15 protein-coding genes are annotated in these 25,770 nt (G+C 49.7%); 7 read left to right on the top strand and 8 right to left on the bottom strand.

All coding sequences use genetic code 11. The features are described from left to right. Positions 1 to 2 precede the first annotated feature (2 nt). The 8 genes from priA to T500_RS15045 all read right to left on the bottom strand — a co-directional run bounded on the left by priA (position 3) and on the right by T500_RS15045 (position 11,328). Complete coding sequence (priA, locus tag T500_RS0102965) at positions 3 to 2,258, bottom strand: primosomal protein N' (protein WP_028906888.1); 2,256 nt, start codon at positions 2,256 to 2,258, stop codon at positions 3 to 5. A gap of 3 nt (positions 2,259 to 2,261) precedes the next feature. Next, complete coding sequence (locus tag T500_RS0102960; RefSeq protein WP_028906887.1) at positions 2,262 to 2,870, bottom strand: porin family protein; 609 nt, start codon at positions 2,868 to 2,870, stop codon at positions 2,262 to 2,264. A 117-nt stretch (positions 2,871 to 2,987) separates the two neighbouring features. After that, a complete protein-coding gene (gldN, locus tag T500_RS0102955) occupies positions 2,988 to 4,043 on the bottom strand; it encodes a gliding motility protein GldN (RefSeq protein ID WP_028906886.1) in 1,056 nt (351 codons plus the stop codon). Positions 4,044 to 4,060: 17 nt separating this feature from the next. Continuing rightward, complete coding sequence (gldM, locus tag T500_RS0102950; protein WP_028906885.1) at positions 4,061 to 5,620, bottom strand: gliding motility protein GldM; 1,560 nt, start codon at positions 5,618 to 5,620, stop codon at positions 4,061 to 4,063. Positions 5,621 to 5,625: 5 nt separating this feature from the next. Continuing rightward, the gene (locus T500_RS0102945) at positions 5,626 to 6,390 is read right to left on the bottom strand and encodes a GldL-related protein (protein WP_028906884.1); all 765 of its coding nucleotides are present in this window, start codon (positions 6,388 to 6,390) and stop codon (positions 5,626 to 5,628) included. A gap of 20 nt (positions 6,391 to 6,410) precedes the next feature. Continuing rightward, the gene (locus T500_RS0102940) at positions 6,411 to 7,847 is read right to left on the bottom strand and encodes an SUMF1/EgtB/PvdO family nonheme iron enzyme (RefSeq protein ID WP_028906883.1); all 1,437 of its coding nucleotides are present in this window, start codon (positions 7,845 to 7,847) and stop codon (positions 6,411 to 6,413) included. Between the two features lie 14 nt (positions 7,848 to 7,861). Next, positions 7,862 to 8,800: a PorP/SprF family type IX secretion system membrane protein gene (locus T500_RS0102935; protein WP_028906882.1), complete on the bottom strand. Its 939-nt coding sequence runs from the start codon at positions 8,798 to 8,800 to the stop codon at positions 7,862 to 7,864. A 53-nt stretch (positions 8,801 to 8,853) separates the two neighbouring features. Then, positions 8,854 to 11,328: a kelch repeat-containing protein gene (locus tag T500_RS15045; RefSeq protein ID WP_051611850.1), complete on the bottom strand. Its 2,475-nt coding sequence runs from the start codon at positions 11,326 to 11,328 to the stop codon at positions 8,854 to 8,856. 172 nt (positions 11,329 to 11,500) lie between these two features. On the opposite strand from T500_RS15045, the gene T500_RS0102925 reads away from it, so the two are divergent. The 7 genes from T500_RS0102925 to T500_RS0102895 are packed head-to-tail and all read left to right on the top strand — an operon-like array spanning position 11,501 to position 25,704. Further along, entirely contained in the window at positions 11,501 to 13,303 is a 1,803-nt protein-coding gene (locus T500_RS0102925) for a carboxypeptidase-like regulatory domain-containing protein (protein ID WP_028906881.1), read from the top strand. A 19-nt stretch (positions 13,304 to 13,322) separates the two neighbouring features. Next, positions 13,323 to 14,774 (top strand): glycoside hydrolase family 76 protein, encoded by a 1,452-nt coding sequence (locus tag T500_RS0102920; RefSeq protein ID WP_196243459.1) that lies wholly within the window; start codon positions 13,323 to 13,325, stop codon positions 14,772 to 14,774. Between the two features lie 21 nt (positions 14,775 to 14,795). Beyond that, the gene (locus tag T500_RS0102915) at positions 14,796 to 17,942 is read left to right on the top strand and encodes a SusC/RagA family TonB-linked outer membrane protein (protein WP_028906879.1); all 3,147 of its coding nucleotides are present in this window, start codon (positions 14,796 to 14,798) and stop codon (positions 17,940 to 17,942) included. Positions 17,943 to 17,967: 25 nt separating this feature from the next. Further along, positions 17,968 to 20,028 carry a RagB/SusD family nutrient uptake outer membrane protein gene (locus tag T500_RS0102910; protein WP_028906878.1) on the top strand — a complete coding sequence of 687 codons (2,061 nt, stop codon included), beginning with the start codon at positions 17,968 to 17,970 and terminating at the stop codon, positions 20,026 to 20,028. A gap of 36 nt (positions 20,029 to 20,064) precedes the next feature. Next, on the top strand, positions 20,065 to 20,889 hold the full coding sequence (locus T500_RS0102905) for a DUF3823 domain-containing protein (RefSeq protein ID WP_028906877.1): 825 nt from the start codon (positions 20,065 to 20,067) through the stop codon (positions 20,887 to 20,889). Between the two features lie 20 nt (positions 20,890 to 20,909). Beyond that, positions 20,910 to 23,405 (top strand): glutaminase family protein, encoded by a 2,496-nt coding sequence (locus tag T500_RS0102900; protein WP_028906876.1) that lies wholly within the window; start codon positions 20,910 to 20,912, stop codon positions 23,403 to 23,405. Between the two features lie 22 nt (positions 23,406 to 23,427). After that, complete coding sequence (locus tag T500_RS0102895; RefSeq protein WP_028906875.1) at positions 23,428 to 25,704, top strand: GH92 family glycosyl hydrolase; 2,277 nt, start codon at positions 23,428 to 23,430, stop codon at positions 25,702 to 25,704. Positions 25,705 to 25,770 lie beyond the last annotated feature (66 nt).

The raw sequence follows: 25,770 nt of genomic DNA, 5'->3' as shown, positions 1-25,770 counted from the left end.
GATTATAATGGATCTACATCAAAGTAGATCTGAAGCGACGAATAGCGCTTGTCTTGTAGCATCTGCTGCTGGGCAAGCGCTAAATATTTACGCACGTCGACCATACCGATGCCTGGTTCTAACTTAAGCACCAACTTACGAATAGAGAGCGACTTTACTTTAGCGATGGCAGGTTTGTCGGGACCTAACACACGGGCCGAGAACCACTGGCGCAATCTGCTACCCATCTCAATACCTGCCGACTCAACCACCGCATCCGACCGATGTTTCAGATAAACATAGATTAAGCGATAATAAGGCGGATAATGGAAATGCTGGCGCTCGGCTATCAGCGAACGGTACAATCCGGCATAATCGTTCTGCACAACCTGCTGGATAACGGGTAGCGTTGGCGATTTGGTTTGTAGGATTACCAACCCCTGCTTACCCTTACGACCGGCGCGCCCAGCTACCTGAGCCATCATCATATAAGCCTGCTCGTAAGCACGGAAATCGGGATAGTTCAGCATGTTGTCGGCATTCAGAATACCTACAACTGATACCTTATCAAAATCCAAGCCCTTGGATATCATCTGGGTACCTATCAACAGATTGGTACGCCCTGCCGAGAAATCGCTGATGATACGTTCGTAGGCATTACGGGTACGGGTGGTATCAAGGTCCATACGGGCAATACGGGCCTCAGGGAAGATATCACGCAACTGGTCTTCAATCTTCTCGGTGCCGTAACCCTTGGTTATCAAATCATGTCCACCACAGGCAGGGCACTCGATGGGTACCTGGTAGGTGTAGCCGCAGTAGTGACAGGTAAGCTGATTCATATTACGATGTAACGTCAGCGACACATCGCAATGCTGACAATGAGGCACCCAACCACATTGCTTGCATTCTATCATGGGTGCATAGCCACGACGGTTCTGGAAGTATATCACCTGTTCGCCTCGCTCCAATGCCTCGCGGGTCTTCGCCAACAACAAAGGTGAGAACGCACCGTTCATCATCTTACGGTGCTGCAGGTCCTTGATATCCACCACCTGGATATCAGGCAGCTGAATACCTTTATAACGTTGGAAAAGCTCCACCAAACCATACTTACCCGTTTTGGCATTATGATAGGTCTCGAGCGACGGCGTGGCAGTACCCAATAACGTCTTGGCACCATACATCTGTGCCAGCATGATAGCTGCCGAACGGGCATGATAACGCGGTGCTGGGTCTTGCTGTTTATACGAGGTCACATGCTCCTCATCCACAATAATCAGTCCTAAGTTCTGGAAAGGCAGTAGCACGGCACTGCGCGCACCCAGAATCACATCATAGGGATGCTTCGAGAGCTGTTTCTGCCAGATTTCCACACGCTCAGCATCCGAGTATTTGCTATGATAGATGCCCAGGCGATTGCCAAACACACGTTGCAGACGTTGCATCATCTGCACGGTAAGGGCAATCTCGGGCAACAGATAAAGCACCTGCTGATGCTTATCCAACGCCTGCTGTATCAGGTGGATATAAATCTCGGTTTTACCGCTCGAGGTCACGCCATGCAGCAGCGTCACGTTCTTCTGCAGAAACGAGAACTGTATCTGGTTAAACGCTTCCTGCTGTACATCACTCAGCGGTTTGATATGTTCAGGATGCGGATCGCCACCAAAGTTCAATCGCCCCACCTCTTTATCATAGGTTTCCAACACACCACGCTGCACCAAGGCGTTTACCGACTGTAGGGTGTGTCCCTGGTTAATCAACTCGTCGCGGGTTATCTCGAACTGTTCCTCGGTCTGTCCCAACTGGTCCCAACCCGAGAGTTCCAGATAATCCAGGAAAGCCTTGAGCTGCTTAGGAGCACGCTGCAACATATCGATAGCCACATGCAAGGCCTGCTCGCTGCGGAACTTAGGCGATAGCTGGATGTAAAGTTCGGTACGTGGACGATAACCATCCTCGGCTTTCAGTCCCGACGGGAGTGCAGCCTTATACACCTCGCCAATGGGCGACATGTAGTAATCGGCTATCCACTGCCATAGTTTCAATTGGTTATCAGTAATGATAGGTGTGGCATCCATCACCTGACTGATGGGCTTTACCTGATAGTCTTTTGGTTTCTCATTGTGTAATCGGGCCACAATACCCAAGTAGGTTTTGCTACGTCCGAAGGTTACCAGTACGCGCATACCAATACCTACGCTCATGCCATCGGGCACGGCGTAGGTAAAAAGTCCTGTTAACGGAACAGGTAATATGATATCCGCGTAACTCACCCCTTAGAAGAAGTAAGCAACCGAAAGCTGCCAAGAATTAGCCTTAGTTTTTCCCGTAACCTGCTTCCAGGCAGCATCGGGTACATCTTTTAGTATATCAAACTCACCTGTTGTACCCATAGCAATGTTGTAGTTAGCAGATACCTGAAGATGATTAAGGAGCATCAAACCTAAACCCACATTTGCGCTCAAGCTTGAGTCCTTCATGCGCCAATCAAGTGCCTCATTCACCAGATTTGTCTTTTTATCACCCACATTAAAGCCAAATTGAGGACCAGCAAAGATGTAAATGCTTGCAGTATTACCCAAGCCAAAACCATAACGAAGGTTAATGGGAATCTGAATTGACTGCTGCTTAAGTTTCTCATCATTAACCTCAGCCGAACGCTGATCGTACAAGGCCGATGCATCAATACCAAGACCTACCACTGGGAGTGTAAAATTAAGAGTCGGACCGATAAAGAAACCAGTCTGATTCGACTTGTCAATGATCGAATTGTCGAACTTCATATTAGTCAGGTTAAGACCACCCTTAACACCAAACTTCACCTGTGCCTGAGCAGCAACAGCCATTGTTGCCAGCAGCACTACTAAAGTAAAAAATTTCTTCATAACTTATACCAATTATTAATGTTATTGAATCATTCCACGGCGCAAAGTTACGAAAAAAGTTGGAATCGAAAAGGGAATAACCGTTTTTTTTCGATTATTCCCTTGTATTTTGACTAGTTAGTGACGCTGTCGACGTACCGACACACGGGCACCACTGTTGCTACTGCCACTCGATTTCTCGGTCTTGGCACTCTTCTGCTTAGTCACCTTTACGCCCTTGGTTGCGGCGGTTTTGTTCTTGGCAGCCTTCACCTTCTTGTCGGCCTTGCTATCCTTCAGGGCAGCTATGCTATCAAGCGAGTCGCGCTTAGCAGGATCGCCGAAAATCGTTTTCTTAAAACCCTCCAGTTCGGCTTCGATACGCTTCTGTTCGGCTGTCATCTTAGCCTCATCGCCACCACATAACTGCAGCAATGTTTTGCCCTGTGCGTTGTTGGTTTTATAGATTTTTCCACGATACATGTTGAGCGTAAAGAAATCGTCCATCGATACGGTGGCGGCATTGTTCATACTGCTGGCCATCACCGTCTGACGGTTCAGGTAGGGTTCCAAGTCACTGTATTTCACCCAGAACAGGGGGTACTGCGTTGCCTCGCCACCAAACTCGTCCATCATAATGGGACATAAGGCCTGCACCTTGATGTGGAACGACGAGTTAGCCTGATCGTAATAGGCACTCTCCTTCAGATAGTACTTCTTCACCATCGCCGAGGGAATATCACTGTTATCCACACGTATCTTACCATCCTTTTCCTCATAATAGATGTGGTAGTTATCCAGCAGGGCCTTCATATCGGCCTTAGTAGCATCGGTAAACACATCGCTGCCATCGGTAGGATACTCGTACACGGGGATATAGCCGTTCAGCGCCAGCTTAAAGATATAGGTAAACAAGTTCAACTGTTTGCCCTGTGGCTCTACGGGATAGTAAAGTCCGCCGTTGGCATCATCCTCTAATGATATCTCACGATAGATATCACGACGCCACACCACCTCTTCGGGCATCTCTACAGCTGTGGGGAATGATATCTGTGCGCGCATCGACATAGCCGAAGATGCTGCATTCTGCTTGGCTTGCTGCTGAGCCTGCTGCTCGGCACGGCGCTGTGGTGGCTGAGCCACTGCTACACTCACCATCAGCACGAGGGTTGATATGAACAATAATCTCTTCATACTATCTTATACCTTATTTATTTTACAATCACTTCCATGGGGTTAGTCAGGGTACGGGTTAATCCATCGGGACCGGTTACCGTTACCCTCGAGATATAGAATCGGCGATTACGGGCCAGTTTGCGGAAGGTATCTTTCTGGCGGGCCGAGAACTGCGCACCATCCGATGCCATCGGCACGGCGTTACCCATATTATCGAAAAACACCGTTTCGAAGCTCTGCACACGGAAGGCGATATCCAGTATGCCATCGTCGATAGCAGCACCCAGATGATCTACTGCCACCAGCTGTCCCTTGCTCAGGGCACCACCCTTGTATCGAGCGGGATTGCCATGCTCGTCCTTCATCGCTATATAAGGTGTAGGATCGGGCAATTTCCTTACACGGAAGGTGTACTGTCCCATCTGCTGGGCATGACCGGTATTGATGCTGGTAACGGTAATCACAGCATTCTGACCTATCTTAGCTGGACGTGCGATATATTTGCCAGGACCTACGCTCTGTAAAGTACCATTGGTCATCGAGGCCTGAATCTTATTCAGGGGCACACCTGGCACACTAATGCTGATGGGGTTGGCATAACCTGCATAAAGCATATTCATCAGGTCGGCCGATACGGTGGCACTGGGCTCAACTACGGTGTAATCCTGTGCAAACTCACGGCGTATACGGTCGCCATTGCCATTCACCATCTCCATATAGCCCTTCAGCGTAAAGTCACCCGTCTTGCCACATACGGTCTCATACAAGCCGTTCTGCAAATTTACTTTCTGTCCGCCGATAAAGATATCGGGTACCTGAGTAGTATCAACAGCAGCCATCACGATACGGGCCGAGAAACGGTCGCCACGAACAATCGTTTTTGAGTTGGGAATCACAAAGGCATCCAACAGGTTTACACGAACATCCTTCACGTCGATGTTCTGTACCAGAGTATGCAGAACCTCTCCCTCGGCATAGCGCACATCACTCTGCAGTTTTGACAGCAGCGTAACAGCAGCCGCAGCGGGCATCGACTCAAACATATATTCGGCCCAGTTCTTACCCATAGCACGCTTGGGCATCTGGGTAGTAAGATTGCTGGCTATAATCTGTCGCTGTTTCTCATCAGTTACCATCGTCAGCATACGCTCGCGGAAACTGTTGATAGCCTTGTACAGTTTCTGTCCCTGTCCGTTGGTAGGCGAGAGCATCACATAGTTAGCGGGCTCCTGATCCTCCTTATTGCGAATATTGGTTACGTCGCCATCCTTGCCATCAGCCTCAACCACGATGGCCTGCTTCAGACTGGCAGCAAAGTTATACAGCGAGTCGCTCATCTGGCGTACCTGCTGGGCTTTGTCATACCATTCACGGGTTTTCTGCGGGTTAGCCTTCAGCTGCTGCTCAAAGGTTTTGTAGATGGCCAGGTTCTCCTTGGCAGAGTTACCTGTAGTGCGGTTCAGACTTTCCTCCACAATCGAAAAACCGTTGAGCACCTCGTTCGAAACGTTAAGTGCCAACATCGCCATCAGGACAACGTACATCAAGTTAATCATCCTCTGGCGTGGAGAAACGGGTCTTTTCTTGATTGCCATAGTCGTTATGCGTTCATCTTAGCCGTCATTGCCTCAATCATACGGCTATAAATCTTATTCAGTTCTGCTATCTGTGCGGCCATCTTCTTGGTCTGATCGTTAATATCATCGATCGTACCAATCTGGGCGCTGGCACTCTTCAACTGCATCTCGTAAACCTTGCAGATGCCGGTAAGCGTGCGGTTCAGGTTCTCCATCTCCTCAGAGTCGTGAGCCAGCTTCTCGTTCTGGGCCGATACCTTCGAGAGAGTTTCTGTCAGGTGCTTCAGCTCCTCTACGTAGGTAGAGGTAGCAGCATCCAATTCGGGGTGAGCCGAAACAGATACGGGCTGGGCAGCGACTGCATGCTGTACAGCTGTCGGCTGGGCGCTGGGTGTCGACGGTACATTGGTCGATGATCCAGTATAGGTACCACCGTTGCCATTAATGATAATGGTTCCGCCATTTCCACCTACTACGGTTGCGCTACCACCTTTACTAACAACGGGCGCTTCACCATTAACGTTCACGTGGGTATCCAGCACCATACCATCGGTAGTCTTGTCGAACGGACGATCGAAGGCGTAAAGGAAGAACACAATGACCTCTGTTCCTAATCCAAAGAACAGCAGATAATCGGCTCCACCCATGTGGGTGAGCTTAAACAACGTACCTAAGATTACGATTGATGCGCCCCATGAGTAGGCGTAGTTCAGGAACGTCTGTCCTGGCACACTGTCCATCCACTTCTGCAAGCGGTAAATTACATTATATTTGCTGTATATCGTCATAACTATTGCGTATTTAGTGTTTACATTCTCTTACCTTTTGTGCTTTTGGCGCGCTCGCTGGTTGAGTTGGCCAGACTGCGCACACAGCGGAATCCGATGTACGAACGGGGCTGATTCTGATACTCTGCTGTACGCCAGGCCGAACGGATATACGACTCGGGATCCTTCCACGAACCACCACGCACACTCTTTCGCTTCAGTCGATAGGGATCCTCCTGAGCAGCGTTGTACTTCAGTGTGGGGTTGATATCGTTCATTGCCTCAACACCTGCCTCGGTATAGATGGTGCTGGTCCACTCGGCCACATTACCTGCCATATCGTAAAGTCCATTCGAGTTGGCCGAATAGATGCCCACCCTACTGGTAATCAGATTACCATCCTTGGTATAGTTGCCGTTATCGGGCTTAAAGTTGGCGTAAAAACAGCCCTTGCCGCTGGCCACATCCTCGTTGTCCCAAGGGAACTCGTTCTGATCCTTACCACGGGCGGCATACTCCCACTCGGCCTCGGTTGGCAGACGGTAACGCTGCACATAACGGGCTGCGGGACCTAAGCCTTTCAGCAGATACTCAGTACGCCAGGCACAGTAAGCATTGGCCTGCTCCCAGGTAACACCCACCACGGGGTAATCGTTGTAAGCGGGATTCGAGAAATAGTAGCGCAGATACATCTCGTTATCAGCATTGGGGAAATCGTTTACCCAGCACGTGGTGTCGGGGAATACGTTTACGATATAGGTATTCTGGAAATCCCACGGGCCCGAGAGCGGACGGTTGATGCTCTCGCGAACAATACGCCCCTCGTCATCCACATAGGCTGTATCTTTCGATATCCACACCTGCTCGTCGGGATCAACTGTCAGGTCGGTATTCAGGTTGCGCTCTTGTGGGTTCAATCTGTTGCGACGCAGGGCTGCGGCGGTATAGTCGTACACCTCGTAACGGTAGTTAAGCTGGCGGAAATCCAACATCTTATCGCCTGTAACTGGGTTGGTTACGTACATGGCGTCAATAATCTCCTGCTCATCCTCGCTCGGACGGCGGGGCAGCGGTTTCTTCCAGTTCAGTACGGTCGATATCTCGTTACCCTCACGGTCGGTCTTTACCGTTTTGTAGGTCTCGTCAATCTCCGAGAGACGTTCGCGCAGAATCGAGTCGCGTACATAATTCACAAACTGGCGATACTTCGAGTTGGTAACCTCGGTCTCGTCCATCCAGAATCCATCTACCGAGATGTCGCGTACGGGTGTTTTCTTACCCCACAGCGAATCCTGGTTTTCAATACCCATTTTCACATGGCCACGCTTAACCAGCACCATGCCGTAGGGTGTTGGCTCGGTAAAAGCCCTGCCACTGGTACCTGTCACCTCACCACCATTAGCCGTCATCAGCTTACCACCAAAACAGCTGGTAAGCATCAGTGCCGCAACGGTGCATAGTCCTATCAGTTTCTTCATATATATCTTATTTACTATAGTAATCTTACGCTCTTATGCAGATTCCTGCCTTTTTTATACAGATTCAGCTCTGTCTCGTAGCCCACAAACAGTTCATGACTGCCGTTACCCACGTTAATGGCACTGGTGTAACACTCGTAGCTATAGCCCAGGTGTATGCCGTGCCATCGGCCACCTACCAGCACCGTTACCGAGTTAGTATGACTGTACGAGAGGCCTGCGTACAGCATCTTTTTATCGTGTTCGTACCTGATGCGCCCTGTTACATCGGCCCGCCAGGCGGTGCCATCGGTGCGCCCTAACACAGAGGTCTGTATTTTAAAAAACGGATGATTTAGCTGAATATTGTATCCAGCGGTAAAATAATATGTTGCACCAATGCTCAGTTCGCTGGTTTCGCCCAGTGTTACCACGGGGTTGTTAAGGTGCAGAACCGATGCTCCCATGTACCATTTTCGGGCCTTATAGTAGATGCCTGCCGATATATCAAGTCCCGATCCGTTAATCGACGAGCTCGACAATACGGGGTCGCTGCCATCCTCGGGCATTTCGGCCTTACTACCATCAAACGTCTCGCCCAGCATACCCAACTGCACACCTACGCTCAGCTTGCCCTTCAGAACCCGTCGCTGGTAGGCATACTGCACAGCCAAGCGCTTGTGCGAGAACAGTCCGATATCATCGTTCAGCAGCTGCACACCCACACCGTGATAGGTACCCAAGCCATACAGTTGCATGTCGGCCGCCGCGTACATGGTTTTTGGGTTATGCTCAAAGCCTGCCAGCTGCAGCCCATAGGCCCCAGTCACATTCAATTTAGCCTCCTTACCCACAGTCGCTGGGTTAAACGACGGCTCCATTGCCCAGTAATGAGCAAAGGAAACATCGTATTGCGCCCGCACCGCTACGACCACAATCCACAATCCTACTATCGCGATAATGAAACGTTTCACATATTATAAAACGTATTTCCTCGCCATTTATTGTGTTTACTTTTTGATGGTTCTTATTTTAATTCAAAATCTTCGCCGAAGGCTTTAATGTACTCTTCGTGGAAGGCACGCGAGGCATCCTGCGCCTCATAGACCTTACCCAGACGCTTGAGCGATTTGATTTTGTAGGAGAACGAGTCGACATGGTAGGGATCGATATGTAACATCGCCTCTACGAGATAAAGTGTAAGTTTAAGTTCGTTGCTAGCATAGGTATGTTTTATCATGCGCAGGATAACGGGTTTAAGAATACGCTCGGTCTCTGACTTAAACTGATCGAGTGAGGGTGCATCCTGAGTTAGCAGGAATTTGCCGCGACACAAGATGCCCAGCAGACTCTGCTCGGTATATTGCTCGGTAAATATCTGACGGGCGCAATCGAGATAATCGCAATAGAAGGGGTGACTGGTAACAAAATGGTAATAGCCATCGGTATAAACCAACTCGATACCATCCATCTCCTCCAACACCTTACGCATGTGATTAATAAGCACACTACGCGAGTTTTTAATCTTATCAGCCGGTTTGTCGCCCCACAGCATGGTACCAAGTAACTTTGACGATACACCTCCTTGCTTGTGATACCAAAGCAACACACAGGTAAGCTCACGCAATTTATCGGTAAACAGGTACGATATATCACGGTTCTTTCTGTCGAAAGCACAGAAACTACCAAAAACATAAATAGCATTGGGCTTGGTTTCGGGCAGTTGTACGTCGATTTTCTCATTGTTTGCAATAACCTGTTTACGTTTGCGATAACAATGGTAAAGCATCCACACAGAAGCCACTACTATCAGTAGCAGCGCCACGGCCAGGTAGCAAAGACGTCTGTCGGCAGGCAACTTGGAAACCTCGGCAAACTGCGCATCCGACAGCACAGGCAGCTGAATTGAGTAAAACGAAATGGTTGACGAGATGTCATCCGTAAACTCCTGCACACACACAAAGAACTTATCTACCACTGGGTCGTAATAGATATTGGCATTGGTGGCTATCTTATCGGAGTGGATGGGGATAGAATCGCCTAACATCTCCATACTACCATCGGCAATTGAGAAACGGCACAAACGCAGATACGAGTCCGACAATGCCTCGGGATAGCACAGCGTATAGAAGTAACCGCCCATCACCACGAGATTACGCACAGGCACAATATTCTGGCGTTTGCCCCAGTCGATGGTCCACATACGCACAGCCGAATCATTTGCCAGGTCGATTCGATATAAATCGTAGAGATAGTGACGCCCGATTGACTGGTTACCCGACTCATTGCCCATGCCACCAAAGATATAGGCGTAACGCGACAACGAGTCGATACCCATAGAAGTAAAATAACGCGGTGTACAAGCCTGGAGGTTTTGAGGTTGCTGCCACTGATGGTTATCCAGATTGTACACATGTAACTGCCTGGAATACAGCATGCTACCAAAACCTCCGAAAATACAGAATCGATTACGTAAAGTATCAACAAACGAGCCATGATGATGCAGCTGGGTGGGCAACTGGGTGTAACACTCAGGTGTCCACTCAAGTGTATTCAGATCCAGACTGGCTATCGAGGCCTCATCCTGTGGACGGTCGGCCAGGTTATCATACTTGTACACCTCGTAAGTATAGAGTTTCCTACTACGAGGATCGATAAAATTCATACCCAGATTAACATCAACAGGACATTTTTGGGGGAATACACGACAAGTGGTTTCACGATTATCGGTATTATATATTAATAAGGTATCGCGTGTATAACCATAAAACAAATGGCGCTGGAAATCGAAAGCGGCTCCAGCATTATGCTGGAATTTCATCTCGCTAAGTCGCTGCCAGTGATAGCAGTCGTTAATGCTCCAATAGGGGTTATCCACATGCCCCACCTTTTTAAGCTGATGATCGAACACCACATTGCCACTACTCTGCGAAAGAGGGAAAAAATAGTTTGCCTCGCCACTTCTGATGCGCAGGTTTCTGATGGTAACAGAGGGAACCTCGATGAGATAGTCAAAGCGACCAAACACGATTCGGGGCGATAACGAAGCAGGCAGCGATTGAACGAGAACTGTCTGCTTCTGTCCATCAATGTTCATGTAAATTTCGTGCTTATCGAGATTAAACGAGACTTTAAACGATATCCATCCCTTATCGAGCAGCCCCTGGCGATTAAACCGACGACGAATCAGCGTAGTCTTACCTTCCTCGTTGAGCTCGATAAGATCATTTCCACGTCCATCGTAGAAGATATTAAAGTTAACCCCTTTCTCCTCGTCAACCACATGGAGTATATACCCCACCTCGCCCACTCGGGGCAACAGCATATCGAACTGGATATCCAACTGATGAAAAAACACCTTTTCATCGTCGGCAAACACAGAATATGAGGTACGGCCATTAATAGAATCGATAGGATTCAGAAAACGTAAACCTTGAGCACGCGAATGGGCGTAACTCACAGAAAATAAGAGTAACAATAGCAGTTTTAAAATTTTGTCCATGTCAGTTTTTGTTTTGTGGTTGCAAAATTAGCGCTTTTAAGGCAGAATATAATCAAAGTTTACGCAGATTAACACTTTTAATCACAAAATAACCCTTAATTAACCGGTTATTTATGATATTGACACCTATTTTTGCAGCCGATTTCTAATAATAACTAAACTTGTATAATCAATGAGACAGAAAACCAAAGCCAAACAACTAACGGCATATCTCTTAACGGTATGTTTTTTGGCACTCGGCAGCACAAGCTGCACCAACGACGAAAACAACAATGACGTAAACCTGGGCAATGGTAACGTAAGCGGTATTATTACCGACGACCAAAGCAATCCTCTACAAGGCGTCAGTGTAACAGTGAACGATGCAGACATCAGCAGTACTACTGATGTATCAGGTAGCTACACCCTGACAGGGCTACCCATCGGCAAACACATTATTACATTTAGTAAGCAAGACTACCAGACCGTGAGCTGTACGGTGGCTCCCAAACAGTGGAGCGATGGTACTGCCAACATCAGCACCAGCATGCGTTATGCCGCAGCGAAGATTACCGGTAGACTGCTTGATGCCCAAAACGGTAAGCAGCCACTGGCAGGCGCCACAGCAACAGTTGGTAGCGAACCTGTTACAACAGGCAGCGATGGCGTGTATACCATATCGCAGCTACCCTTGGACAACTACACCATCACTTTTACATACGGCGATTACGCACCTGTAACTAAAGAGGTGAAAGCCGACGACTTTAAGGATGGCGTAGCCCAACTGCCCGACATCATCATGGGCGGCGATGAGGTTTTACCAGGTCTGACGCTGAGCGATCTGAAAACCTGTACTCCCTGGATGTACAACGAATACCGCGGTGGACGTAATGCCGACAACTACCCACAATTCGACTGGAGTGTAAACTACATGTGTACACTCGACATGATGGGTAACTGGGAGGAGCAGAACGAAGGAACCACCATGCGTGTTGATGAGAGCAAAGGCGGAGTCGACTACGATCATCTGAACACCTTTATATATGGTAGAAAGCACATCACCGAAGATAATAAGATTCTGACCGTGTTTGCCCGCACCCACCAAGGTCCTGCCATCTGGAATGTGGTAGTGGTTGACCTGAGCGAGCAGAAACCACAGGCCAAGAAGCTGGGCGACAACATCTCGTTCCAGGATGGTAACTACAAGAACTTCACGTTCGATCTGAGCGCCTACGTAGGCAAGGATATCGCCATAGCCATTGGCACTTACTATTCAGGCGAGTGGGTTCAGCTAGTATTGCGCCGCTTGAGTTTCGCTCCATCAGCCACCAATGGACTGGCTTGGTTGCCTGGTACACCTATCAACGAGCAGCTTGAGGATTTGCACCTTACCCAGGATATGGTACGTGCCACCATGCCAAACGAGATGAATTCGTTTACAGGTATCACCACCTACGAAGGTAAGAAGAACCGCGACGAGTATGTATGGGCTTACCGCGATTGGAACAAGACTGGACACGTAGCAGCCTATTGGGGACTGACCTCAATCACTAAAGACTGCGATGTATTTACCAACGAGGGTTACACCATCAAGACCCGTGGCGGCGATGGCAGCGTAAGTACGACGAAAGCCGAAAGCTACCTGTACAGCAAGTTCGCCATCAGCAATAACAGAAACAAATTCACCCTGCGTGCCCGCAACTTTGGCGACAACGCCACCTACTTCAAACTTATTGCCATTACTGACGAAATGAACGTGAAGTATCTGCAGCCCAATAGCGAATCGAAGGTATCTGACTTGAAGGAAGGCCCCGACGGCACCATCAAGTTCCGCCACAGTAACGGTGATACCGGACACCCAGAGAATTATGGAAAATTTGTGTTCGACTTGTCGCAGTATAATGGTAAGAACGTAACATTGGTTCTGGCTGTTTACAAAGGCGAGGCAAACGGCGATGAGAACAAGGTAACCATCTACAGTATTGACTTGAACTAACAAAGATATGAATAAGAAAATGAAGAAAGAAATTCTAACTATGGTCAGTCTGGCCCTCGCGCTCTCTACCACAGCCAGCTGTGGCAGCAATAACGACTTCCAGACCGACGAACCTACCACTCCCGTTGCGCCCCAGCCTATTGAGACCAACGATGTGAGTGTACGCAATCTCACCAGAGCCACCGCCCTGTTTGATGCAGCCATGCAGCACTACATCAGCGGCGACATGAAGATGGCCGACATGTACAACCCTTATACCGACAAAGCATCGGGCGAGGCCGACGTATGGCCCTATACTGCAGCCATCGAGGCCTGCAACAGCATCCTTGAGGGTTACGCAGCACTTACTAAGGCCGGAAAGAGTGCCCAGCAGGGAACAGCAGCAGCCTATAAGGAGCAGCTTGCAAAACTGTACGACGGACTGGAGTACTATGCAGGCACCTTTAAGCTCACCTCCTATACCCGCAACAATCAGGAGTGGACCGTTTATGGTGTACACCGTGGCGGTATGAAAGGAGGCGCCAAGGTAGATGGCGACCAGAATGTATACGACGATCAGCAGTGGATTATCCGCGAACTTCTACGTTCGTGGAAAGCCACTGGCGAACAGAAATATCTGGATAAGGCAGAATACCTGACAGCCTATGTACTGGATGGCTGGGACTGGTGCCTTGACGACAAGCAGCACGCCTGGGGCAATGAGGTGGGCGGCATTACCTGGGGCCCATCCTACGGCACCAAACATGCTTGCAGCAACGGTCCGTTCGTATCGCCACTAGTGTGGTTGGCCGAGTACTATCAGGGCAAGAACGATAAAGTAACCTATCGCACCATCGCTAATGATGGTAAGCGACAGGATGTTACTGCCACAAAAGCCGATTACTACCTGATGATGGCTAAAAAGATATACGAGTGGCAGCAATACAACCTGCGTGCATCGGATGGCGTATATCTGGATATGGTAGGCGCCAGCAACAACATCCGCTACGATGTTTTTGATGGCGTACAGTACCGCATCTCTAATCCAGGCACAGGTGCAGGTGGCACCAAGCACACCTATAACAGCGGTACTATGGTAAGTGGCGGTGCCGACCTGTATGCACTCACTCACGACAGTCGTTATCTCGACGATACACGCAAGCTTTACACAGCTACCTTCGACTACTTCCCCAAGAAGAACTCGAAAGGCACATGGGATTATGCCTATAGCGACTTCAGCCGTTGGTTCGACGATGTACTGATGCGCGGTTGGATAGATGCAGTAAGTATTGGAGTGGACGCTAAAGAGGGCGTTGCCACCTTCCAGACAAACCTCGACTATTCGTGGGAGAGCTTTCTCCGTCAGAACGCATTGCCACGCGGTCTTACAGGCGGTTGGAGCAATAATCAGGCACAGAACGATGTACGTGCCATCATCGCTTTCGCCTACGCCTCGGAATACGGCATGCTCGTAGCAACTAATTTGCAGTAATAACCATATAACAAAAACAGTATGAATATTTTAACCAAGAAATGTTTACTTCTGCTGTCGGCAGCTTTCAGTCTGAGCGTGCAGGCACAGAGTATCATCACCGTAAAAGGAACTGTTACCGACCAGAACAACGAGCCAGTGATAGGCGCTACAGTCACCCATCGTGGCACAAAGACGGCCGTAGTAACCGATTTCGATGGAAACTATTCCATCTCAGTAGCCGACAACGGCACACTTGATTTTGCCTACATTGGCATGAAAGCTGTAAGCCAGAATGTTCAAGGCCGACAGACTATAAACATCAGCATGAAAGAAGATGTATCCGAACTGAACGACGTGATTGTAGTAGGTTACGGCACACAGAAACGTGGTTCGATAACAGGTTCGGTAAGCGCCCTGCGTGGTAAGGAAATGCTGAAAACCAACAACGAAAACACCCAGAATATGTTAACAGGCCGTATTGCCGGCGTTCGCGTTTGGCAGCAGAGTGCTGAGCCTGGTACCTACAAAAATAATTTTGATGTACGCGGACTTGGTGCGCCACTTATCGTTATCGATGGAGTGCCCCGTTCGGTTGAGGATTTCCAACGCATGAATGCCAATGACATCGAGGACATCTCGGTGCTGAAAGATGCCTCGGCAGCCATCTACGGTCTGCGTGCCGCTAACGGTGTAGTGCTTGTTACCACCAAGAAAGGCGGTATGGGTAAAACCCAAGTCAGCTATAGCGGTTCATTCACTATCCAGGCACCCAAAAGTATGCCTAAGCTGCTCGATCCCGTTCGTGCTATGACACTGATGAACGAGCTCAAGAAGAACAACATCGACGGAGGTGCTCCCATGTTTACCGAAGAGGCTATAGAGGAATACCGTAATGGTACCAAACAAGGCACCGACTGGAACAAACTGATTTTTGCCGATACAGCCCCTGAGACCAATCACAACATGACCATCAGCGGCGGCTCGGAGAAGATGCAGTATTTCGTAAGCATGGGTTACCTCTATCAGGAAGGTTTTCTGAAGAGCGGCGACCTGAACTACGACAAGTTCAACATCACATCGAAGATTAACGCTGAGATTGTGAAGGGATTGAACTTCGAGCTGCAGATAAACGGCATGCTCGACAACCGCAACACACCTTACACATCAACTACCGACATCATCCGCAACTACTGGCGCCAAGGTCCGCTGGCAGCAGCCTATGCCGACCCAGAGCACACCATGCTGAACTATCAGAATCTGGATCTGGGCGAGAACGCTGTAGCCGAAATGACCAGCTCTATCAGCGGACACAGAAAGTACAAGCGTTACCAGATGCTGACTCAGGGTACAATCACATTCGACTTTGGAAAGTATGTAGATGTCCTCAAAGGATTGACCGCAAGAGCCATGTACTCTTACGACTTCCACATGGACAAAAACGAGATCTATCGTCGCCAGTATAACCAGTATGCCTACGATCCTGTAACAGATACCTATATCCAGCAGGTTTACGCAGGCAGCTCGCCAGCCCAGTTGCGCAAGGAGCACTATGACAACACGCAGAAGCTTTCGCAGTTCACTCTGAACTACAATCGCACCATATCTTCACACACGATAGGCGCCATGATTGGTTTGGAAACACAGCAGAAGGTTTACGACGCCTTCTATGCCCGACGCAATCTTGCCTTCAACAGTCCTTACCTTTTTAATGGCGTTGACGATGGTCAGGTGGGTAATGCCAATGCAGGCGATATCCATGCTGCTAACTACAACTCATTCATCGGTCGTTTGAACTATAACTATGCCGACCGTTACCTTTTGGAGGGTCAGTTCCGTTACGATGGCAGCTCGCAGTTTGCCGAAGGTCACCGCTGGGGTTTCTTCCCATCAGCCAGTGCCGGTTGGCGTATCAGCGAAGAGCCTTTCTTCAAGAACATCAATGCCCTGCATTTTATCCAGAACCTGAAGGTACGTGCCAGCTATGGCGAGATGGGTGACGACTCAGGCGCTTCGTACGACTGGGTATCAGGCTACTCTTACCCCTCAGGCGGCAGTGGCGACGGCAACAAGGGCTGGTATAACGGCTATGCCCCAGGCTGGATGTTTGGTGGACAGTTTATCTATGGTGCCTCGCCCAAGGCTATGCCTAACGAGTCGATTTCATGGTATAAATCAAAGAGTTTCAATATCGGTTTCGACTTCACCGCATGGGATGGCAAGTTGGGTATTACCTTCGACTACTTTATCCGCAAGCGCACAGGTCTCTACATGCGTCCTGGCGATTTCCCAACAGTGATTGGTGCCGATGCTCCACAGATGAATGCCAACAGCGACCAGCACGCCGGTGTAGAACTTGAAATCACACATCGCAATCGTATCGGCGAGGTAAGCTACGGCCTGAAGGGTATCTTCAGTCTTACCCGTAACAAGTATCTTACAGCTGTTCAGAATGCCACCTACGCCAACAGCTATGACAAATGGCGCAACGACAATCTGAACGGTCGCTATCAGGGTGTACAGTTCGGTTACACTTCAGCAGGTCGTTTCACCAGCTGGGAGGATATATGGAACTACGACATCTACCACGAACGCGACGTGCTGCCTGGCGATTACAAATATGAAGACTGGAATGGCGATGGCGAGATAAACGGACTCGACGAGCATCCTTTTGCCTACGACCAGACACCATGGATGAACTACTCGTTCAACATCGATGCCACCTGGCGTAACTTCGACCTGAACATTCTCTTCCAGGGCTCGGCTATGGGTAGCATGCGCTACGAAGAGCCACTCTACCGCATCTGGGGTTACGAGGCTGCTGCAGGTGGTACACTTGAGCAGTTCTGGGATCGCTGGCACCCGGTTAATCCAACTGCCGATCCTTGGGATCCTACTCAGGAGTGGGTATCGGGCTACTACGCCTATACCAACCACAATCCTATCGGCAACTCAGAGTTCAACCGCGTAAGTACCGCCTATCTGCGTTTGAAGAGCGTAGAGCTGGGTTACACCCTGCCTAAGTTGAAAGCACTAAACGGTATGTCGCTCCGCATCTATGCCAACGCTTACAACCTGCTTACATTCACAGGTGTGAAGTTTGTTGACCCAGAGCATCCCGACAGCGACCTGGGCCGTTTGTATCCGCTGAACAAGACCTATACCTTTGGTCTGCAATTGTCATTCTAAGTCGAATCAATAAGAAAGAAAAGATATGAAAAAGATTATATTCATCATGGCAGCCGGCATCGCCCTTCTGTTTAACTCATGCGTAGGTCTTGATGTACCCCCCAATAATGTGGTAACCGAAGATCAGTTGCTCGGCGATGAGTCAGGCCTTGATATTTACTTTGCCAACATCTATAGTAATATGCCTTTCGAAGACTTTAAGTACCGTTTCAGCGAAGGCTTCACCAACAACGGATGGCTTGTTAGCTTTGGTACCGAGGGTATCGGCGAGGGCGTTGGCCGCGAAGGATTCATGAATGCATGGCGAAGCGAGGCTAATCCCTACTGGAGTCAGGCTTTCAGAACACTACGCCAGATCAATCAGCTTATCAACGATCTGCCTGCAAAGGCCAGCAGTCTGCCTGAGCCCACACTCAACCAGTATCTGGGCGATGCTTACTATTGCCGTGCCACCATTTTCTATGCGTTGGCCCGTCGTTACGGTGGTATTCCTTTGGTTACAAAAGTTATCGACTATCCTGCTGAGAGCGATGAATTGGAAGTACCACGCTCGAGCGAGGAGGACACCTGGAAGCAGATTCTGGCCGACTACGACAAGGCTGCAGAGCTGATGGGTCCCATCAGTCTGAAGGATGGTTATGCCAACAAATATGTGGCCCTCTCGTGGAAGTCGGAAGCAGCCCTCTATGCCGCATGTGTAGCCAAGTATAACAAAACGGTTACCGGTCATCTGACAGGTGTTGGACAGAAGACAGGCGTACGTGTGATGGGGTTTGATGATGCTCAGGCTGATAAATTGGCCAACCAGTGGTTCAAGGAGGCTTATCTGGCTGCCCATGAGGTTATCAAGAGCGGCAGATACTCCCTTTATAAGAAAGGTTGGGAGGCTGGCAACAAGGATGCTATCATGCAGTCGATGGTAAACATGCTATCCGATTCCGACAGTCCAGAGAACATCCAGACACGCGAGTACAGTTATCCTACCTATGTTCACTCTTACGATTCGTATAACACACCCTGTACCATCCACTCACCTCTGTCGGGTGGTACCTGTCCTACAGCCGACTTCATCTCGCTGTTTGATGGTATCCCCGTAAATGCTGATGGCTCTATCAAGACCACCGACGCACAGGGCAACTATGTGCTGTACGATAGTCCCTTCGACTTCTTTAAGAATGCCGAACCACGTTTGCGTGCTCAGGTTATCGTACCTGGCGATGTGTTCCGTGGTAAGGTCATCGAGATTCGTCAGGGTATCTATACTGGCTCTGAGCCCATCAAGCCTCTGTTCTCTACCGATCCAGGTGCTGATTACTCATACGGAAATGCCAGCAAGGGGCCCCAGACTCTGAAGGCCTACAACGACAAGCCCAAGACACTCTATATGTGTCCGAACCAAGGTACCATAGAGACTGTTGACGTGAAAGGCGTAAAAACACAGGCTACAGGTGCCGATGGTCCTTTCTACAGCTGGGCCGAGGGTGGTGTTACCGGTATGTATTCTCGTAAATGGCTCTATCAGGGTAGCGATGCCCGTAGTGGCGAGGGTGTATGCGACCAGCATTTTATCCTGATGCGCTATGCCGAGGTGCTGCTGAACTTTGCCGAAGCAGCTGTTGAGCTCTCACTGCAGGGAATAGACTCACCCGATGGCACCAACATGCTGGCCGAAGCCACCGAGGCTATCCGTGCCATCCAGGAGCGCGCTGGTGCCAACATCATCAGCACCGATCTGACATCTAACGAGAAGAGCCGTAACATCGTACGTAAGGAGCGCCGCAAGGAGCTGGCCTTTGAACAGAAGACCAAGTACGACCTGCGCCGCTGGCGTGTACAGGATTACGACAACCGCGACGGATTCTGGGGTATCACACGCGATAAGGATATCTACAGCGACAACAGCCGCTACCGTTTCCACGGTCTCTTCCCTTACATGTCGGCCCAGTCAGGTAAGTATTTCTTCGATTACCACTACCAGTATCTGGGACAGAACGAAAGCGAGTTCAATGCCATCGACTACTATTTTGCTATCCCTGGTGGCGAAGTATCAAAGAGTCCGGTCATCGATCAGCAGCCTAACAGATAATCTACAATGATAATAACAGATAAAAAACAGAAAACAATGAAAACATTCAGATATTTTTCGAGCCTGCTGTTTGCAGCATTCGCACTTACTGCCTGCGATGCCTTCGAGATTGACAACTACGAAGAGCCAGGCGAGACCATCGAGGGTGTGGTAATAGATGCCAAGACTGGCGAACCCGTACTGACCGATCAAGGTTCTGAGGGTATCCGCGTACGTCTGACCGAACTGAGCTATGGTGATAACGTAGATCACAATCCTGATTTCTATTGTCGTCCCGATGGAACCTTCAGAAACACAAAGATTTTCGATGGAGAATACAATATTCGCATTGACGGTCCGTTTATACCTATATACCGTGATACCGACGATGGAACAGTGATCTCCGACGATACTTGGTATGGCAAGATTTCAGGTACAACCAAAGTGAAGTTCGAGGTACACCCCTTCCTGAAGGTGGAGTTCGTTGAAACGCCATCAGTATCTAACGGTCAGATAACAGCCAAGGTAAAAGTTACTCGTGCTACTAGTAAAGAGGAATTCCGCAATATGGTTGAACCGATGGGCGGTTACAGCAACGACTTCACAAACGTTACCGACATTCAGCTGTTTGTATCGATGTCGTCGAGTGTTGGCTACCGTGCTCGCGACCAGCGCTGGTCAAGTCAGATCAACTATACTGGCGACAGTTTTGATGAGTTCGAAGGCAAGCCTATCACCATCCGCTCGGCTGCCGGACAGACCATCCCATCAGGCTATCATGTCTTTGTGCGTGCTGCCGCCCGTATCAATTACGACACGCCGCGAGGCAGTGGCACCCGTCGCTGGAACTACAGCGAACCACTGGAAGTTATTATTCCATAACACATAATTAAACAAGTATGATAAAAAAAGTTTTTTCCGTATTAGGCATGGCGCTGGCAGTAGCCAGCACCTTTGCCCAATCTGAGCTCTTCACGCCTTACAAGGCTACAGCGCTCCGACTCCCTGCAGTACCCATTGTGGTTAACGATCCCTATTTCTCCATCTGGTCGCCCTACGACAAGTTGACCGAAGGCAACACACGTCTTTGGACTGGCGACGAGAAACCGCTGGAAGGTCTCCTTCGTGTAGATGGCACCACCTATCGCTTTATGGGCGACAAGGAGCATAAGGTGCTGAAGGCACTTGCCCCTATGAGCGATGAGGCTGCCTGGGAGGGCCAGTACACCGAGGCCAAACAGGCAGATGGCTGGCAGATGCCCGACTTTAAGGCCAATGGCTGGCAGACAGGCCGCGCTGCATTTGGTAATGCAGGCGACAACATTCGCACTGGCTGGAGCAAGGAGCACAGCGACATCTATATCCGCCGTGAGATTAACCTCACAGCCGAGGATTTGAAGGGCGACCTCTATGCCTTGTACTCACACGATGATGCCTGTGAGTTGTATATCAACGGCACACAGGTGGCAACAGGTCGTATGGACGCCGTATTCAATGAGTCGGTTCGTCTGAATGCCCAGCAGAAGCAGCTGCTGCACGAGGGACGTAACGTGATGGCCCTGCACGTGTATAATAACGCGGGCGGTGCCTATGCCGACTTTGGATTGTATGCCAACATCGGCATCGAGGCCACCGCGGTTAAAACAGCCGTACAGAAGAGCGTCGACGTGATGGCCACGTCAACCTACTACACATTTACCTGCGGTCCGGTAGCACTGGATGTAGTGTTCACATCGCCCATGCTGATTGACGATCTCGACCTGCTCTCTACCCCCGTTTCGTATGTTTCTTATCAGGTAAAGAGCCTTGACCGCAAGAAGCATGATGTGCAGTTTGCATTGTTGGCAAGTCCACAAATAGCCACCAACAAGTCTCATCAGCCCACAGAGTCATCGGTGGTATCTGTGAATGGCGTAAAATATCTCAAGACAGGAACCATCGACCAGCCCATCCTCGCCAAGAAAGGCGATGGCATCGGCATCGACTGGGGCTATCTGTATGTAGCCGACTTCAATGGAAAGGTTTCGCTCGACAGCTACAACAACATTATCAATGGCTTCATGACCAAGGGCGACCTGAGCTGCGGACAGCAGCTGGTGCGTGCGTACAAGCAGAACGACACCCCTGTGCTGGCCTATGTGCATAACTTTGGCAAGGTTGACCAGCAGCCACAGGCATCGTTCTCGCTGATAGGCTACGACGAGGTAGAGGATATCGAGTATATGTACCAGCGCTACAAGGCCTACTGGGCACATGGTGGCAAGGTAGATATCTTCGACGCTTTCAATAAGCTGAACCGTAATTACAAGAGTATCATGGAGCGTTGCCGCGCCATGGATAAACAGATTTACGACGATGCCTTGAAGGTGGGTAACGCCCACTATGCCGAAATTCTCTCAGGCTCTTATCGTCACGTGCTGGCAGCACACAAGCTGTTCGAGGACAACGAGGGACACCTGCTGTACTTCTCGAAGGAGAATAACTCTAACGGTTGTGTGAACACCGTGGATCTGACCTATCCTTCGGCCCCACTCTTCCTGGCTTACAACCCTGACCTGCAGAAGGCCATGATGACCAGTATCTTCGAGTATAGTCGCTCTGGTCGCTGGACCAAACCCTTTGCTGCTCACGACCTGGGTACCTACCCCATTGCCAACGGACAGGTATATGGTGGCGACATGCCAATCGAAGAGGCAGGTAATATGCTGACCCTGGCAGCCCAGCTCTGTATCCAGGACGGTAATATCGATTACGTAAAGCCCTATTGGGACATTCTGACCCAGTGGACCGACTATCTGGTAGAGAACGGACAAGATCCCTCTAACCAGCTGTGTACCGACGACTTTGCTGGTCACTGGCCTCACAACTGTAACCTCTCGGTTAAAGCCATTATGGGCGTGGCAGGCTACGCATTGATGGCCCGCATAAAGGGTGATGCCGCTACTGCCGATCGCTATATGAACCGCGCCCGCCAGATGGCTAAGAAATGGGAGGCCGATGCTCGCGAGGGCGATCACTACAAGTTGGCATTCGACCGTCAGAACACCTGGAGTCAGAAGTACAATATGATCTGGGACAAGCTGTGGAACACCAACCTGTTTGGCGATGAGGTGATGCAGCGCGAGGTAAACTACTACCTGAAGCAGCAGAATACCTACGGTCTGCCACTCGACATCCGTAAGGATTATACCAAGACCGACTGGATTATGTGGAGTGCAGCGATGGCCAACGATAAGGATACCTTCCTGAAGTTTGTGGAACCTATCTACAAATATATAGACGAGACCCAGTCGCGTGTTCCCATCAGCGACTGGCACGAGACAAAGACCGGAATGATGGTTGGCTTCAAGGCCCGCTCGGTTATTGGTGGTTATTGGATGAGATTGTTAGTAAAGTAATATTGTTAGTATGAGAAAGAATCTGAGAAAGAGCCTTTTGGTTGTGGCACTGCTCCTTGGGGGCAGTGCTATAGCAGCCACTACGCCTGTTGATTATGTTAACACGCTGGTAGGCACACAGTCAAACCACGCACTCTCAACTGGCAACACCTACCCTGCCATCGCACTCCCCTGGGGCATGAATTTCTGGATGCCTCAGACAGGAAAGATGGGCGACGGATGGGCTTATACCTACGACGCAAGTAAGATTCGTGGATTGAAGCAGACCCACCAGCCTTCGCCCTGGATAAACGACTACGGACAGTTTGCCATCCTTCCCACTGTTGGCACCGTGTTCGATGAAGACAAGCGTGCCTCTTGGTTCTCGCACAAGGCCGAAACGGCCCGTCCGTATTACTATAAGGTGTATCTGGCTGATTACGACATCACAGCCGAGGTAACACCCACTGAACGTGCCGCTGAGATGCGATTCACTTACCCCGACTCCAAAGAGTCACGCATCGTAGTGGATGCTTTTGATAAAGGTTCGATGGTAAGCATTATCGACGATTGCCACATTGAGGGTTATACCACCAAGAATAGTGGCGGCGTACCTGAGAACTTTAAGAACTACTTTGTGATTGAGAGCGACAAGCCGTTCACATTCTTCTCTACAGTAGCAGATGGCAAGATACAGACCGACAAACGCGAATTTGAAGGTAATCATGCCGGTGCAATAGTAGGATTCCAGACAGTTCGTGGCGAGACTGTGACCCTACGTGTAGCTTCATCGTTCATCAGCGCCGAGCAGGCCCGACAGAACCTGAAGGAGGTCACCGGGCGTTCGTTCGATACCGTCTGCAATGATGGTCGTCAGCGTTGGAACACTATCCTAAGTCGTCTGGAGGTTGAAGATAACAATGTTGATCACTTGCGCACCTTCTATTCTTGCTTGTATCGTTCGGTTCTCTTTCCCCGCATGTTCCACGAGGCAAACAAGACGGGCGAGATTGTACACTACAGTCCTTTCGACGGACAGGTACACAGTGGACGTTTGTTCACCGATACCGGTTTCTGGGATACCTTCCGTTCGCTCTTCCCACTACTCAACCTGGTTTATCCTGAGATGAGTCAGCAGATGCAGGAGGGACTGGTAAACACCTACAAGGAGAGTGGATTCCTACCAGAATGGGCCAGTCCTGGTCATCGCGGCTGCATGGTGGGCAACAACTCGGCCTCGGTGGTGGCCGACGCCTATCTGAAAGGCATGCGTGGCTACGATGTGGAGACACTCTGGCAGGCTGTAAAGCACGGTGCCAATGCCGTCCATCCTCAGGTATCAAGCACAGGCCGACTGGGATTTGAATACTATAACCGACTGGGCTATGTGCCTTATAATGTAGGCATCAAGGAAAATGTAGCTCGCACCTTAGAATATGCATACGACGACTGGTGTATCTATCGTTTAGGACAGGCACTCGGCAAATCTAAGAAAGAACTAAGACCTTATAAGGAGCGTGCCTTGAACTACCAGAAAGTGTTCGACAAGGAAACCCGTTTGATGCGCGGCAGAAATGAGGACGGCACCTTCCAGAGTCCGTTTAACCCCCTGAAGTGGGGCGATGCTTTTACCGAGGGTAACTCATGGCACTATACCTGGTCGGTTTTCCACGATCCTGCTGGATTGATTCGTCTGATGGGGGGAAAGGAGAACTTTGTGAGTATGCTCGACTCTGTGTTCAACCTGCCACCTGTTTTCGACGAGAGCTATTATCGTGCAGTGATTCATGAGATTCGCGAGATGCAGATCATGAATATGGGCAACTATGCCCATGGTAACCAGCCCATCCAACACATGATTTATCTGTATGACTGGGCAGGACAGCCTTGGAAGGCACAGTACTGGGTTCGTCAGGTGATGGACCGCATGTATCAGGCCGCACCAGATGGCTACTGCGGCGATGAGGACAACGGACAGACTTCGGCCTGGTATGTGTTCTCAGCCCTCGGTTTCTATCCTGTTTGTCCAGGTTCAGGGCAGTATGCACTGGGCACACCTTACTTTAATAAAGTAACCCTGCATCTGGCCAACGGCAATACACTGGTTATCAATGCCGATAATAACAGTACAGAGAACTGCTACGTAAGCGAGATGAGCGTGAATGGTGCTACCTATGACAAGAACTACCTGGAACACACCGACCTGCTGAAGGGTGGTCGTATCGATTATCGTTTGTCGTCGAAGCCCAACCAGCAGCGAGGCACTAATGAGAACAGCCTCCCCTACTCGTTCTCAAATAACGGCCTAATTGTTAAATAGATATAATTCCTTGCAAAAACTTGGTACTTTGTTATACAAGGTACTAGGTTTTTGCTTATCTTTGCC

Source organism: Xylanibacter ruminicola Ga6B6, from assembly GCF_000687715.1.
GTDB classification, from domain to species: domain Bacteria; phylum Bacteroidota; class Bacteroidia; order Bacteroidales; family Bacteroidaceae; genus Prevotella; species Prevotella ruminicola_B.
The sequence above is the reverse complement of the archived record's forward strand: the minus strand, read 5'-3'. Positions and strand labels throughout refer to the sequence as shown.